The sequence below is a fragment of the Aeromonas salmonicida subsp. salmonicida genome, assembly GCF_001643305.1.
In the GTDB taxonomy this organism is placed as follows: Bacteria; Pseudomonadota; Gammaproteobacteria; order Enterobacterales; family Aeromonadaceae; genus Aeromonas; species Aeromonas salmonicida.
On sequence record NZ_LSGW01000118.1, the window covers coordinates 103,605 to 117,980 of the forward strand.

Below are 14,376 nucleotides of genomic sequence, written 5' to 3' on the forward strand. Positions count from 1 at the left end.
TCCTGTTTATTTATACAGGCGGGGATTATACGACCTGTGGCGCCACAGACCAAATCCGAGTGAATGACGAACCGCTGCGCTTGTATAGGGGCGGCTTGGTGGCAGGCCGATACGGGGAAAATCATAAACCGGCACCAATAGAAACCGCTTCTCCTCCGTCCAGAAGAAAACGCTTGCTTATAACCATATGAATATAAACACAAATGTCGTTTGAAGCCTGTATTTCACAGAATTTAAATCTAAAAAAAGACATTAAAACAAACACTTATAAATTGATCTGCTTATATTTCAAACCGTTACCGCAAACGTTTTTCCTTTATGATCTGCTTGACCCGCTCCATGGCTCACTTACAGTTAGCCAGCGTGCTTTATGCCTGCTCCGGCAGGCTGTGGACCCTCACATAACAATCAAGGATACGATCGTGACTAAAGTGCTCAAGCTGGCCACCGTGGCCGCCCTCACTCTCGCTGCCCTCTCTGCCCAGGCAGCCACCCAACCCGCCGTCATCTATGACACCGCCGGCAAATTCGACAAGTCGTTCAACGAAGCCGTGTTCCGCAACGGCGTCGAAGTCTACAACAAGGACAAAGGGGTCAAGGTCAAGGAGTTCGAACCCCAGAACGAAGCCCAGCGCGAGCAGGGTCTGCGTCGTCTGGCCAGCCGTGGCAACGGCCCCATCGTGGCCGTCGGCTTCAACATGGGCTCGGCCGTCGAGAAAGTGGCGACCGAATTCCCGAAAACCCAGTTCACCATCATCGACATGGTGGTCGACAAGCCGAACGTGCAGTCCATCATCTTCAAGGAGCATGAAGGCTCCTTCCTGGTGGGTGCGCTGGCTGCCATCGCCTCCAAGAGCGGCAAGGTCGGCTTCGTGGGCGGCATGGACATACCGCTGATCCGCAAGTTCCAGTGCGGCTATGAGCAGGGTGCCAAGTACGTCAATCCGAAGATCGAAGTGTTCCAGAACATGACAGGCTCCACACCGGCTGCGTTTGCTGACCCGGCCAAGGGTGCCGAGCTGGCCAAGTCCCAGTTCGACAAGGGTGCTGATGTGGTCTATGCCGCCGCTGGCGGTACCGGCATCGGTGTTTATCAGGCCGCCAAGGACGAAGGCAAGTTCGCCATCGGCGTTGACTCCAACCAGAACCACCTGCAACCGGCACCATGCTGACCTCCATGGTCAAGTCGGTCGGTCTGGCCGCCTACCAAACCTGAGATGATGCCGCCAAAGGCACCTGGAAACCGGGGATCAAGAACCTGGGCCTGGCCGAGGGCGGTGTGGATTGGGCACTCGACAAGGACAACGAGAAGCTGATCACCCCCGAGATGAAAGCCAAGGTGGAAGCCATCAAGGCCGACATCATTGCCGGCAAGGTCAAGGTGCATGACTACATGAGCGACAGCACCTGCAAATACTGAGTTACCGCTACGACTCTCAACCCGATGACCGGCCCGCACGGGCCGGTTTTTAGTCTCTTTTCATGACTCGCAAGGACTGCATCATGGACCAGACAGATCGCTATGCCATCGAATTAAGGGGTATCGATAAGCGGTTCGGCGACGTTTACGCCAACAAGCAGATCGACCTCAAGGTTCAAAAAGGCAGTATTCACGGCATCGTCGGCGAAAATGGCGCCGGCAAGTCGACCCTGATGAGCATCATCTACGGTTTCTACCACGCCGACAGAGGCGAGATGTTCATCGATGGCAACCCCTTCAACCCCCATGGCTCACAAGATGCGATCACCGCAGGCGTGGGCATGGTGCACCAGCACTTCATGCTGGTGAACAATTTTTCCGTGCTGGAGAACGTCATCCTCGGCGCGGAGAACGGCTGGCACCTGGGCCAGAGTCTGGCGGCGGCCGAGAAGCTGCTCGGCGAGCTGGCGCGGGACTATGGTCTCGACGTACCGCTGCACGAGAAGATCGAAGATCTGCCGGTGGGCCTGCAACAGCGGGTCGAGATCCTCAAGGCGCTCTATCGCGGCGCCCGCATCCTGATCCTCGACGAGCCGACCGGCGTGCTGACCCCTCAAGAGGCGGATCACCTGTTCGAGGTGCTGAAAAAGCTGCGGGATCAGGGCGCGACCATCATCCTCATCACACACAAATTGCGGGAGATCCTGGCCATCACGGATCAGGTCTCCATCATGCGCCGCGGCGAGATGGTGGCCCACGTGGCGACCAAGGATACCGACAAGGAGCAACTGGCCGAGCTGATGGTGGGCCGCAAGGTACGCCTCAAGGTCGACAAGGGCCCGAATCTGCCGGGGGCAGCCAAGCTCAAGGTCAACAGCCTCAGTTATATCGATGACGCCAAGGTGGAGAGGGTCAAATCCGTCAGCTTCGAGGTGCGAGCCGGTGAAGTGGTCGGCATCGCCGGGGTATCCGGCAACGGCCAGTCCGAGCTGCTCAGTCTGCTCGGCGGCATCCTCAAGCCCAGCAAGGGCAGTTTCACCATCACCAACGACGGCAAGACTCACGAGGTGAGCCTGGCTCATCCAGCCGACCCGGAGCGGGTGCGCAACTATGGCCTCGGCCATGTGCCGGAAGACAGGCACAAGATGGGACTCATCAACCGCTTCGAGGCGAAAGAGGCCTTCATCCTCGGCTATCACCGTCGCCCCCAGTACAACAAGGGCTGGCTGCAGAACAAGGAGGCGATCCAGCAGGATTGTCAGGCCAAGATGGAGAAGTGGGATGTGCGCCCGCCCCACCCCGATCACAAGACGGCCAACTTCTCCGGTGGCAACCAGCAGAAGCTGGTGATCGCCCGGGAGGTGGAGCAGGACCCGGATGTGCTGTTGATAGGTCAGCCGACCCGCGGGGTCGACATAGGCGCCATCGAGTACATCCACCAGCAGATCATCGCCATGCGCGACAAGGGCAAGGCTGTGCTGCTGGTATCGGTGGAGCTGGACGAGATCATGAGCCTGTCTGACCGGATCCTGGTCATCGCCGACGGTCGCATCGTCGGCGAGCTGGATGCCGCCAAGGCAGATGAGCGCACAATCGGCCTGATGATGGCGAACATAGTTCCCGATGAGGTGGCGGCAAGCCAGCCCCAAGGAGCCACAACATGAATGCTCTCTCTAGCTGCATCGTATCTGGTTGGATGATGGCACAGCGGGTGCCTGACGAGATTGCCAAGGAGGCCCACTGATGAGCCAAGCACGTATTCCTGCCTGGATCTCCGTAGGCGTGCTGCCCGCGGTCAATATACTGCTGGCCTTCCTGGTGTCGGCCATCCTGTTCTACTACCTCGACATCAATCCGGTCGATGCCGCCCAGATCATGTGGTATGGCGCCTTCGGTACCGGTGAAGGGGTCGGTTTCACCCTCTACTACGCGACCGGTTTCATCTTCACCGGCCTGTCGGTGGCAGTGGCCTTTCACGCAGGTCTGTTCAACATCGGCGGTGAAGGTCAGGCCTATATCGGCGGCCTCGGGGTTGGCATGGTCTGTCTGCTGCTCGGCGACACCTTGCCGTTTGTACTCTTGCTGCCGCTCTCCATCATAGCCGGTGGTCTGTTCGGTGCGGCCTGGGCTTTTATCCCGGCCTGGCTGCAAGCCAAGCGTGGCAGCCACATCGTCATCACCACCATCATGTTCAACTTCATCGCCGCCTCCCTGATGGCCTATCTGCTGGTCGAGGTGTTCAAGCCGCCCGGTTCCATGGCCACCGAGAGCAAGGTGTTTGCCGTCACGAGCTGGCTGCCCAAGATGAGCGAGCTGGCGAGCGGTGTTGGCATGGAGATGCCGAACAGCCCGCTCAACATCAGCTTTTTCTGGGCGCTGATCTGTGCGGCCCTGGTGTGGGTCTTCATCTGGCATACCCGCTGGGGGTACGAGATACGGGCAGTCGGCGCGAGCCAGAGTGCCTCCGCCTACGCGGGCATCTCCTATCCCAAGGTGGTGATCCTGGCCATGGTGATCTCCGGCATGTTGTCGGGCTTCTTCGCCCTCAACGTGCTGCAGGGAGAACTGCACCAGATCAAGCTCAACTTCGTGGAAGGGTTTGGCTTCACCGGTATCGCGGTAGCGCTGATGGGACGCAACCACCCGGTCGGCGTCATCATCGCCAGCCTGCTGTTTGGCTTCCTCTATCAGGGAGGCGCCGAACTCAGCTTCGAGTTCGGGGTCGACCGCAACATAGTGGTGGTGCTGCAAGGCCTGGTGATCCTGTTCTGTGGCGCCCTTGAGCACATGATGCGTCCGCGCATCGAGCAGCTCTATCTGGCGTTTGCCAATCGCTCAACCGCGCAAGCCAAGGGAGTGTGATCATGTTTGAACTGCTGATCCTGATGCTGGATGCGACCATTCGTACCGCACCGCAGCTCATTCTGGCTGCGATGGCTGGCATGTTTTGCGAGCGCTCCGGTGTGGTCAACATAGCGCTGGAGGGCAAGCTGCTGGCCTCCGCCTTCACCGGGGGAGCGGCCGCGGCTGTTTCCGGCTCTGCCTGGGTGGGTCTGGGCGCCGGCGTGGGTGTCTCCATCCTGTTCGCCCTGATGCATGGTTTTGCCACCATCACCCACAGAGGCGATCAGGTGGTAAGCGGCATGGCCATCAATATACTGGCGGCCGGTCTGACCGTGACCCTGGGCCGTTACTGGTTCGATCAGGGTGGCCAGACTCCGGCGCTGTCCGGTGCAGCCCGCTTCGCCCCCATAGAGCTGCCCTATGCCAGGGAGCTGTATGACGTGCCCGTGATAGGCCAGCTCTACAGCGAGCTGCTGAGCGGTCACTCCCTGCTGGAGTACGTGGCATTTGCCTGCGTGCCGCTGGCCTGGTGGGTGTTGTTCCGCACCCGCTTCGGTCTGCGTCTGCGGGCGGTGGGCGAGGCCCCGGCGGCGGTCGACACCGCAGGTATCTCTGTGGTGCGGATGCGCTACACGGCGCTCATTATCGGCGGCCTGCTGGCCGGTATCGGCGGCACCTATCTGGCAGTAGCCCAGACGGCCCAGTTCATCCCCAACATGAGCGCGGGCAAGGGCTTTATGGCACTGGCGGCACTGGTGTTCGGCAAGTGGAAACCCTGGAGTGCCATGGCGGCCTGCCTGTTGTTCGGCTTCCTCGATGCGGTCGCCATCCGGCTGCAAGGGGTCAGCATAGGTGACTTCGCCATTCCGGTGCAGGCCATAGAGGCATTGCCCTACATACTGACAGTGTTCCTGCTGGCCGGTTTCATCGGCAAGGCGGTGGCCCCCAAGGCGCTCGGTACCCCTTACGTCAAGGAGCGGGAGTAACCCTGCTGCTCTCAACAAGAGGCCCACGGAAGTGGGCCTTTTTTATGTCCTTTCCATGCCGCCCGCACACTCAGCCAACCGGGCGAACCAGGGCGGGTTGGTTAGGATCGCTCAGCCGCTCGGCCAGATAGTCCACCAGCAGCCGTACCTTGGGAGATAGGTGGCGGTTGTGGGGATAGAGGGCCCAGATCCCCTCCTCCGGTGCCCGCAGTTCAGGCAGCAGTTCGATAAGCTCCCCCCGGGCCAGGTGGTCACTCACGTAGTAGTCCGGCAGCTGGATGATGCCGATCCCCTTGAGCGCCGCATCCAGCAGGGCGTGGCCGCTGTTGCACTGCAACAGACCGTGCACCCGGACGCTGTGAGGGCGGCCATCCAGGGTGAAGTACCACTCGTCGCCATTGCCCACCAGACAGGTATGGCGGGTCAGCTCGGAGAGGCTGTTGGGCATGCCGTGGCGGGCTGTGTAGGCTGGCGAGGCGCACACATAGGGCACCCGTTGCGCCAGCTTGCGCGCCACCAGACTCGAATCCTTGAGGTGGCCAAGCCGGATCGCCAGATCGTAACCTTCGTGCACCAGATCCAGCAGCTGGTTGGTGAGGTTGAGAGTGACCTCCAGCTGGGGGAAACGCACCATGAAGTCGTTTACCAGCGGGGCGATGCGGCTTTCACCGTAAGAGACGGGCGCCGTGATGCGCAGAGAACCCTGCGGCACCGCCTGATGGCGTCCCACCGCCAGCTCTGCCTCGTAGAGGTTGTCCAGCAGCTGACGGCAGTGACGATAGTAGATCTCGCCTAGCTCGGTAAGCCGCACCTGACGGGTGGTGCGCAGCAACAACTTGGCCTGCAACCTGTCTTCCAGTTGTGCCACCTGCCGGCTGACTTGCGCCACCGATACCCCCAGTTTGCGCGCAGCCGGGGTAAAGCCCCCCTGCTCCGCCACACTGACAAATTCACAGATCCCTTCCCAGCCGAGCATTATTACCTGTGTGTAAAAGTGATTTGATATTTAGCCTTATTATCACCAAATCGAAGGGAAACTACACTGCATACCTGAGTTCATCTCTGTTCACCTACCGCAACAAGAAGGATGTCATTCATGGCACAGGTTCAAAGCATCAAGTGTAAAGCCGCCATCGCCTGGGGACCGGGCCAGCCCCTCTCCATCGAAGAGGTGGAGGTCATGCCACCCCAGGCCGGTGAAGTGCGGGTGCGGATCGTCGCCACCGGCGTCTGCCACACAGATGCCTTCACGCTATCCGGCGAAGATCCGGAAGGGGTCTTCCCCTGCATCCTGGGCCATGAAGGCGGCGGCATCGTCGAGTCAATCGGGGAAGGCGTCACCAGCGTCAAGGTGGGTGATCACGTGATCCCGCTCTACACCCCGGAGTGCGGCGAGTGCAAGTTCTGCAGATCCGGCAAGACCAACCTGTGCCAGAAGATCCGCGCCACCCAGGGCAAGGGGCTGATGCCGGACGGCACCACCCGTTTCTCCAAGGATGGTCAGCCCATCTATCACTACATGGGCACCTCCACCTTCAGTGAGTACACAGTCCTGCCCGAAATCTCCATCGCCAAAGTGGACCCGGCCGCCCCGCTGGAAGAGGTATGCCTGCTCGGCTGCGGCGTCACCACCGGCATAGGCGCCGTGATGAACACCGCCAAGGTGAAGGAAGGTGAGAGCGTCGCCATCTTCGGGCTGGGTGGCATTGGTCTCTCCGCCGTGATCGGCGCCCGCCTCGCCAAGGCCGGTCGCATCATCGCCATCGACATCAACGAGAGCAAGTTCGAGCTGGCCCGCAAGCTGGGCGCCACCGACTGTATCAACCCGAACGATTTCGACAAGCCCATCCAGGAGGTTATCGTCGAGATGACCGACGGCGGCGTCGACTTCTCGTTCGAGTGCATCGGCAACGTCAAAGTGATGCGCGCGGCGCTGGAGTGTTGTCACAAGGGCTGGGGCGAGTCGGTCATTATCGGCGTCGCAGGAGCTGGCCAGGAGATCAGCACACGTCCGTTCCAGCTGGTCACCGGCCGGGTCTGGCGCGGCAGTGCCTTCGGTGGCGTGCGCGGTCGCAGCGAACTGCCGAGCTATGTGCAGCGCTACATGCAGGGGGAGTTCAAGCTGGACGACTTCATCACCCATACCATGCCGCTGGAGCAAATCAACGAGGCGTTCGAGCTGATGCACGAAGGCAAGAGCATCCGCACCGTCATTCACTACTGAGCATGATCACCCCGCCCGTCCCTCGACGGGCGGGGTGCAGGAGTTCCTCGATGAATCTGGACATTATCAGCAGCAACAAGAGCTTCGATGGCTGGCACAAGCGCTACAGCCACAGCTCCAGCGTGCTCGGCTGCGAGATGCGCTTCGCTATCTATCTGCCGCCCCAGGCCCTCACCGGCCAGAAGGTGCCTGTGCTCTACTGGCTCTCCGGCCTCACCTGCACCGATGAAAACTTCATGCAGAAGGCGGGGGCGCACCGCATCGCCGCCGAGCTCGGCATCGCCCTGGTGGCACCGGACACCAGCCCCCGCGGCGAAGGAGTGGCGGACGATCCCGCTTACGATCTCGGCATGGGGGCAGGCTTTTACGTCAACGCCAGCCAGAACCCCTGGCGTGATCACTACCAGATGTATGATTACGTCACCCGCGAGCTGCCTGACCTGATAGAGACCCACTTCCCGGTCTCGACCCGCCGCGCCATCAGCGGCCACTCCATGGGGGGTCACGGCGCCCTGATCGCCGCCCTGCGCGAGCCCGGTCGCTACCGATCCGTGTCGGCCTTCAGCCCCATCAGCCACCCGAGCCGCTGCCCCTGGGGGCAGAAGGCGCTCGGCGCCTACCTCGGCAACAATCCCCTGCTGTGGCAGGAGTGGGATGCCTGCCAGCTGCTGCGCCACCACCCGGTAACACCGCTGCCGACCCTGGTGGATGTGGGGCTGGACGATCCCTTCCTCGCCGAGCAGCTGCACATCGATGCCCTGGCGGATATTGCCGCCAGCAAGGCCTGGCCGCTGGAGCTCAATCGCCACCCCGGCTATGACCACAGCTACTACTTTGTGGCGAGCTTTATCGAGGCACACCTGCGCTTCCACGCCCGCCATCTCTGATCAAAACAGGCCCATGAAGGGCCTGTTTTTTTCTATCTTCGATTATCTGCTTGCGGTCAGGCTTCAGCTGCCCTGGCGGGTCACGTCCCCCGAGCCTGCGATCTCGCTCTGCAGCTTGGGATCTCCCCAGTAACTGACCGAGCCGGATCCGGCAATACCAACCTTGAGCCGCTCCTGCGCCCGTACCTCCACATCCCCGCTGCCTGCTATGTTGACCTCGACATCTTCGCTGGCGAGCCCGGACCCCAGCACATCGCCGGAACCGGCAATGTTCAGCTCCATGGCTTTGGCTGATCCCTCACCCAGATCCAGGCTACCCGAGCCGGCTATGTTGCCCTCCAGACGGTTCAAATCCAGCTTGCTGGCGACTATGTCACCCGTTCCGGCCACAGACAGCACCAGTCTGTCCCCCTTGAAGCCATGCAGATCGCCACGGCCTGTGCCCGCCAGCGCCAGTTCATGGAGCTCTGGCAGAGTGATGGTCAGATCCAGCGGCTCTGTGGGGTCAAGCCGGTAGCCATCCTTCACCTCTATCTCCAGCTTGCTGCCACTCTCGGTCAACTCCAGATAGGGCAAGAGGTTCTCCTGTCCCTTGATATGAATGCCGCTCGCCTCACCCGCCACCAGATGAATGTTGGCGGGCACACCGGCCAACACCCGGGTCACCTGTTTGCCCATGGGTTGATGCTGCTCGATGACAGCCCCCGCCCCGGTCACCCGTGTCTCATCCAGCCAGCTGCAGCCACTGAGCCCCATGGCCAGCATCATTCCCATTATCAGTTTCATCGTCACTATCCTCGTTGTGTTCTGGCCGTGTCCGGACCCATTCGGTCTCAAAGAGCGCAAACATCGTGCCATATAACCAACTATATGATTTTTATGGATATACCTATTATTCATGGCATCGTCATCAAAATGTAGAGAGCCATTCAGACCATAAGTTGGTAAAACTGACCATGCCCGAACGGGGGCAAGTCCCGGTCAGCTTGCAACCGCCCGCCGGGCTACCCAGCTGACGGGCCAGGGAAGTTTTTGGTTGTCGCACCTGTCTGTTGAGCCAATAGTGATACCTTGTGCGTATAAAGCTCTCCATTGCGGTAATCCATTTGCTACTGCCAACAAGGAGTCAGAGTGTGACCCAAGTCAGCACCCAGTTTTCCACCGCCGTCGGCCTGCCCGCGCCGACCCGTACCCCGCTGCTGACCGGCAGCGATCCCGAGCAGAAGCGCCGCGAACTGCTCGGCTACTTCTGCCAGACTTTCGATCTCTACGAGAGTCTGTTCGATTGCCTGGCCGATGAGCACGCCTGGTTCAACAAGGCGATCCCGCTACGCCATCCACTCATTTTCTACTACGGCCACACCGCGGCCTTCTTCATCAACAAGCTGCTGGCAGCCCGGCTCATCGATAGCCGCATCGACGCCCGCATCGAGGCCATGGTCGCCATCGGTGTGGATGAGATGAGCTGGGACGATCTGGATGAAACCCACTACGACTGGCCCAGAGTGGCCGAGCTGCGCAGCTACCGCGCCAAGGTACGCACCCGCGTGATTGACTTCATCCGCCACATGCCGCTGACACTGCCCATCGACTGGCAGAGCCCGGCCTGGGTCATATTGATGGGGATAGAGCACGAGCGCATCCACCTCGAGACCTCCAGCGTATTGATCCGCCAGCTGCCAGTGGCCGGTGGTCAGGTGCGCCTCGGCAAACGGGACGCTACTTATGGCTGGGACAACGAATATGGCGAGCGCCACATCGAGCTCCCCCCCTTCCAGGCCAGCCGCATGCTGGTGAGCAATGCCGAATACCTCGACTTCGTTCAGGCCGGCGGCTATCAACAGCAAGAGTGGTGGGATCAAGAGGGCTGGGGTTGGTGCCAGTATGCCAGGGCGCGCATGCCCACCTTCTGGGTCGGCGACCCAGCAGAGCCTGAGCAGTTGCAGCTGAGGTTGATGACGGAGCGGGTAAGCATGCCCTGGGATTGGCCCACCGAGGTGAACCAGCTGGAAGCTGCCGCCTTCTGTCGCTGGAAGGCGGCCCAGACCGGACTACCCATCCAGCTGCCGAGCGAAGGGGAGTGGATGCTGCTGCGTGAACAGCTGGCAGGGGATCAGCCGGACTGGATCGATGCGCCCGGCAACATCAATCTTGCCCGCTTCGCCTCCTCCTGCCCGGTGGATGCCTGCCCTCAGGGCAGCTTCTTCGATCTGGTGGGCAACGTCTGGCAGTGGACCAGCACCGCCATCGATGGCTTCAACGGCTTTCGGGTTCACCCGCTCTACGATGACTTCTCTACACCCACTTTTGATGGCAAGCACACCCTCATCAAGGGCGGCAGCTGGATAAGCACAGGCAACGAGGCGCTCAAGTCGTCCCGTTACGCCTTTCGTCGCCACTTCTTCCAGCATGCGGGCTTCCGCTATCTGGTCTCACGTTATCAGGAACCCGTCATAGTGAATCCTTACGAAACCGATACCCTGGTCGCCCAATACCTCGACTTCCAGTACGGCCCGACCCACTTTGGTGTCGCCAACTACGCCAAGACCCTGGCAGATCTTGCCAGCGAGCTATGCAGCAATCACCAACGGGCGCTGGATATCGGCTGCGCCACCGGTCGTGCCAGCTTTGAACTGGCTCGCCACTTTCAGCATGTGGACGGGGTGGACTACTCAGCCCGCTTCATCGACGTGGCACTCTCCCTCGCCAGTCAGGACAGCTTCCGCTATGCCGTACCGCTGGAGGGAGACCTTGTGGAGTATTGCGAGGCGCGTCTGTCGAGCCATCAGCTTGGCACCGAGCAGGCCGAGCGCATCCACTTCAGTCAGGGGGATGCCTGCAACCTCAAGCCCAAGTACGACCACTACGATCTGGTGCTCGCCGCCAACCTGATCGACCGACTGCGTGAACCGGCCCGCTTCCTGCGGGACATTGCCCCTCGTCTGCGCAGCGGCGGCCTGCTGGTGCTCACCAGCCCTTACACCTGGCTGACGGAGTACACACCAAAGGCCAACTGGCTCGGTGGCATCCGTGAAAATGGCGAAGCCCTCAGCACCTATCAGGCGTTGCAACGTCTGCTGGCGGAGGAGTTCGAGGAACACTGCCCACCGCGAGATGTTCCCTTCGTCATCCGCGAGACCGCCCGCAAATACCAGCACACGATGGCGCAGCTGACCGTCTGGCGCAAACGCTAGCACGCCGATCGGCATGCAGATGAGAAGAGGGAGGCCAACGGGCCTCCCTCTTGTTATGGCAGCAAAAACAACGCGAGTATCAATGTCCCTGCTCGTGGTAGCGGCGAGCCAGCACGGCGCAGACCATCAGCTGGATTTGGTGGAAGATCATCAGCGGCAGTACCATGACCCCGACGCTGGCAGCGGGGAACATGACGTTGGCCATGGGGACCCCGTTGGCGAGGCTCTTCTTGGAGCCGCAGAAGACGATGGTGATCTCGTCTGCCTTGTCGAAACCGAGGCGGCGGCTGATCCATACGTTCCAACCCAGCACCAGCGCCAGCAGTACGCAACTCAGCAGCACTATACTGGCCAGATCGTACCAGCCTACTTGATGCCATATCCCCTGCACCACGGCCTCACTGAAGGCCACATAGACCACCAGAAGAATGGAGCTCTGATCCAATTTGCCAATGAGCGGGCGATGGCTGTCGACCCAGCGGCCGATTAGTGGCCGGGAAAGGTGGCCCACCACGAACGGCAGCATCAGCTGCACCATGATGGCCTGGATGGAGTGCCAGGTATCGATCCCCTCTCCCTGCACATTGATCATCAATCCCACCAGTACGGGGGAGAGAAAGATGCCGAGGATACTGGAGGCCGAGGCACTGCACACCGCCGCCGACACATTGCCCCCCGCCATGGAGGTAAAAGCGATGGCCGACTGTACAGTCGCGGGCAGAGCGCACAGATAGAGGAAGCCGAGGTAGATGGCCGGGCTCAGCCAGAGCGGCACCAGCGGAGTGAGCAGCAGCCCCAGCAGCGGGAACAGCACGAAAGTGCTGGCCATCACCACCAGATGCAGTCGCCAGTGGCCGAGGCCCGCCAGCAGGTTCTGGCGCGACAGCTTGGCACCGTGCATGAAGAACAACAGTGCCACCGCCAGCTTGGTCAGCAGACCGAACCAGACGGCCACCTGCCCCTCGCAGGGGAAGAAGGAGGCCAGGGCCACCACAGCAATCAACACAGAAGTAAAGGGATCCAGACGCACAAGGAATCTCCATCAGAAGCGCATCCCGCCTCCACGGCGGGAGTCAGGCTCGGGGAGGGAAATAAACACAACGGCAGGTGTCGGACACCTCCCGTTGAGACGAACCTCCAGCTTACCGTGATAACCAGGAGGCGCAAGGTTGAGCAACGACCAGTGGATAGAGTGAAATTAAACATGCCTGGATCACCCCAGTCCTGACAGGTACCGGACCAGAAGATGATCGCCCGGCACCTCCAGCTGAATATCCCCGCTCAGGGTCGCGCCAAGGGCGGCATCAACCAGCACACCTGACCAATCATGGATCAGCCACGTATCGGGATCAGGCGGCCGAAGGTAAGCAAGTTTTACTAAAACTACCGGGTGGTACCACGCAAGATTAGCCGGCTGGGCACCAATACTCGCAGTGGTACAGAGCGCTGATCGCGCAGCCGTTCGACCAACAGATTGATCCCCTGGGAGCCCATCAACTCGGAGTGGATCCGCACAGTGGAGAGGGGCGGGAAGGTGAACTTGGCGGTGGGGATGTCATTGACGCTGATAAGCTCAATCTGCTGGGGGATGGCCAATCCCTTCTCGTGAATGGCCCTCAATACCCCGATGGCGATGGAGTCGGAGGCAACGAACAACGCCTTGGGCCAATCCCCCTCCAGCATCTCTTTTGCCAACCGATAGCCAGAAGCGCTGGAGAAATCCCCGCAGTAGAGGTCCCTCTCCTGCACGACTCCCAACCGTTGGCCGTAGTCGAAAAAAGCCAGCTCACGCAGGTCCGGTGCCTCATTCTGACCACCGATATAACCGATACGCCGGTGCGCTTGTTCGATAAAGTAATCGACCACCTGCTGGCTGATCAGTGCCAGATCCACATCCACAGAATCGAACTCTTTCTGGGAGCGGCAATCCACAAACACCAGGTGGGTGGAGAGGCCGCACAGCATGGCAAGACGCTCTGGCGGCAAATGTCCGACGACCAACGGCGGAGAGTTCACGACCTTCACCACCGTTGTAGAAATGGGTCAGCTCGATATTGAGGCGGGCACACTGGGTCTCGATGCCATATCGGATGGCGAGATAGTAGGGATCATTGACCTCGGTACTCTGCGGGTAGGCATAGACAACCAGAAAGTGCAGCTTGCTCTTGTGAACCCCTTTGCGGGCGCTGCTGGTCTTGTACTCCAGACGCTCGGCAATCTCGAATATCTTCTGTCGGGTATCTTCCTTGACGCTCAGCGTAGGGTCTTCATTGAGCACTCGCGATACAGTAGCCTGGGACACCCCGGCCTCCTGCGCAATTTCCTTCAACGTGGCCATGCATACTCCTTTGGCGATGGCTCCCGACAACATCAGACAAGATTATCGGGCAACGTATTGGCGTCCCAGCTTTTTTACTAAAAAATGACCTCGCGGAAGGAAAAATTCCAAAGCAAAAAGGCCTCCCGAATGGGAGGCCTCTTCTAAATAGGTGCCTGACAGTGTCCTACTCTCGCATGGCGAATGCCACACTACCATCGGCGCTACCGCGTTTCACTTCTGAGTTCGGCATGGGATCAGGTGGTTCCACAGCGCTATTGCCGTCAGGAAAAAGCTTTAAAACTGGTGCTGATACCCAGAGTCGAACTGGGGACCTCATCCTTACCAAGGATGCGCTCTACCAACTGAGCCATATCAGCACACTAACCGGTAAAGACCGCACTGCGTGCGTTATCTAAATCTCTCGTCCGCAACAACCTTACGTTGTCACACGACCAACCACATCGCTGTGATTGCTTAATTGAAGCCTGGCAGTGTCCTACT

The 14,376-nt window shown here is 60.1% G+C and carries 9 protein-coding genes, 1 tRNA gene, 1 rRNA gene and 2 pseudogenes; 7 read left to right on the forward strand and 6 right to left on the reverse strand.

Annotated features, from left to right (window positions below):
* Window positions 1-422: 422 nt before the first annotated feature.
* The 4 genes and pseudogenes from AXW79_RS21670 (at window position 423) to AXW79_RS21685 (ending at window position 5,250) form a co-directional block, all read left to right on the forward strand.
* Window positions 423-1,420: pseudogene (locus AXW79_RS21670) on the forward strand (BMP family lipoprotein).
* 83 nt (window positions 1,421-1,503) lie between these two features.
* Window positions 1,504-3,084, forward strand: a complete 1,581-nt coding sequence (locus AXW79_RS21675; protein WP_005320033.1) for an ABC transporter ATP-binding protein — start codon at window positions 1,504-1,506, stop codon at window positions 3,082-3,084.
* 79 nt (window positions 3,085-3,163) lie between these two features.
* Entirely contained in the window at window positions 3,164-4,282 is a 1,119-nt protein-coding gene (locus tag AXW79_RS21680; RefSeq protein WP_005320035.1) for an ABC transporter permease, read from the forward strand.
* A 2-nt stretch (window positions 4,283-4,284) separates the two neighbouring features.
* Window positions 4,285-5,250, forward strand: a complete 966-nt coding sequence (locus AXW79_RS21685; RefSeq protein WP_005320037.1) for an ABC transporter permease — start codon at window positions 4,285-4,287, stop codon at window positions 5,248-5,250.
* A gap of 70 nt (window positions 5,251-5,320) precedes the next feature.
* On the opposite strand, the gene AXW79_RS21690 is transcribed toward AXW79_RS21685, so the two are convergent.
* Window positions 5,321-6,226 (reverse strand): LysR substrate-binding domain-containing protein, encoded by a 906-nt coding sequence (locus AXW79_RS21690; RefSeq protein ID WP_005320039.1) that lies wholly within the window; start codon window positions 6,224-6,226, stop codon window positions 5,321-5,323.
* A gap of 120 nt (window positions 6,227-6,346) precedes the next feature.
* Here AXW79_RS21690 and AXW79_RS21695 point away from each other — a divergent pair, with 120 nt between their 5' ends.
* Both AXW79_RS21695 and fghA read left to right on the forward strand, forming a co-directional pair.
* The gene (locus AXW79_RS21695) at window positions 6,347-7,474 is read left to right on the forward strand and encodes an S-(hydroxymethyl)glutathione dehydrogenase/class III alcohol dehydrogenase (protein WP_005320041.1); all 1,128 of its coding nucleotides are present in this window, start codon (window positions 6,347-6,349) and stop codon (window positions 7,472-7,474) included.
* Window positions 7,475-7,524: 50 nt separating this feature from the next.
* Entirely contained in the window at window positions 7,525-8,361 is an 837-nt protein-coding gene (gene fghA, locus AXW79_RS21700; protein ID WP_005320043.1) for an S-formylglutathione hydrolase, read from the forward strand.
* Window positions 8,362-8,424: 63 nt separating this feature from the next.
* Here fghA and AXW79_RS21705 read toward each other — a convergent pair whose 3' ends face one another.
* Window positions 8,425-9,147 (reverse strand): head GIN domain-containing protein, encoded by a 723-nt coding sequence (locus AXW79_RS21705; RefSeq protein WP_005320045.1) that lies wholly within the window; start codon window positions 9,145-9,147, stop codon window positions 8,425-8,427.
* Between the two features lie 347 nt (window positions 9,148-9,494).
* On the opposite strand from AXW79_RS21705, the gene AXW79_RS21710 reads away from it, so the two are divergent.
* Window positions 9,495-11,555 (forward strand): putative 4-mercaptohistidine N1-methyltransferase, encoded by a 2,061-nt coding sequence (locus AXW79_RS21710; RefSeq protein WP_005320048.1) that lies wholly within the window; start codon window positions 9,495-9,497, stop codon window positions 11,553-11,555.
* 79 nt (window positions 11,556-11,634) lie between these two features.
* Here the strand turns inward: AXW79_RS21710 and AXW79_RS21715 are convergent, their stop codons facing one another.
* The 4 genes and pseudogenes from AXW79_RS21715 to AXW79_RS21730 all read right to left on the reverse strand — a co-directional run bounded on the left by AXW79_RS21715 (window position 11,635) and on the right by AXW79_RS21730 (window position 14,252).
* The gene (locus tag AXW79_RS21715; RefSeq protein WP_005320049.1) at window positions 11,635-12,585 is read right to left on the reverse strand and encodes a bile acid:sodium symporter family protein; all 951 of its coding nucleotides are present in this window, start codon (window positions 12,583-12,585) and stop codon (window positions 11,635-11,637) included.
* A gap of 353 nt (window positions 12,586-12,938) precedes the next feature.
* A pseudogene (gene ebgR / locus AXW79_RS21720) lies at window positions 12,939-13,893 on the reverse strand (transcriptional regulator EbgR).
* A gap of 153 nt (window positions 13,894-14,046) precedes the next feature.
* Window positions 14,047-14,161, reverse strand: a 5S ribosomal RNA gene (gene rrf, locus AXW79_RS21725).
* A 15-nt stretch (window positions 14,162-14,176) separates the two neighbouring features.
* Window positions 14,177-14,252 (reverse strand) — tRNA-Thr (locus AXW79_RS21730).
* Window positions 14,253-14,376: the final 124 nt, after the last annotated feature.

Coding starts and splice junctions, on each gene's coding strand:
- AXW79_RS21675 (WP_005320033.1), top strand. CDS start 1,504: ATGGACCAGACAGATCGCTATGCCATCGAATTAAGGGGTATCGATAAG.
- AXW79_RS21680 (WP_005320035.1), top strand. CDS start 3,164: ATGAGCCAAGCACGTATTCCTGCCTGGATCTCCGTAGGCGTGCTGCCC.
- AXW79_RS21685 (WP_005320037.1), top strand. CDS start 4,285: ATGTTTGAACTGCTGATCCTGATGCTGGATGCGACCATTCGTACCGCA.
- AXW79_RS21690 (WP_005320039.1), bottom strand. CDS start 6,226: ATGCTCGGCTGGGAAGGGATCTGTGAATTTGTCAGTGTGGCGGAGCAG.
- AXW79_RS21695 (WP_005320041.1), top strand. CDS start 6,347: ATGGCACAGGTTCAAAGCATCAAGTGTAAAGCCGCCATCGCCTGGGGA.
- fghA (WP_005320043.1), top strand. CDS start 7,525: ATGAATCTGGACATTATCAGCAGCAACAAGAGCTTCGATGGCTGGCAC.
- AXW79_RS21705 (WP_005320045.1), bottom strand. CDS start 9,147: ATGAAACTGATAATGGGAATGATGCTGGCCATGGGGCTCAGTGGCTGC.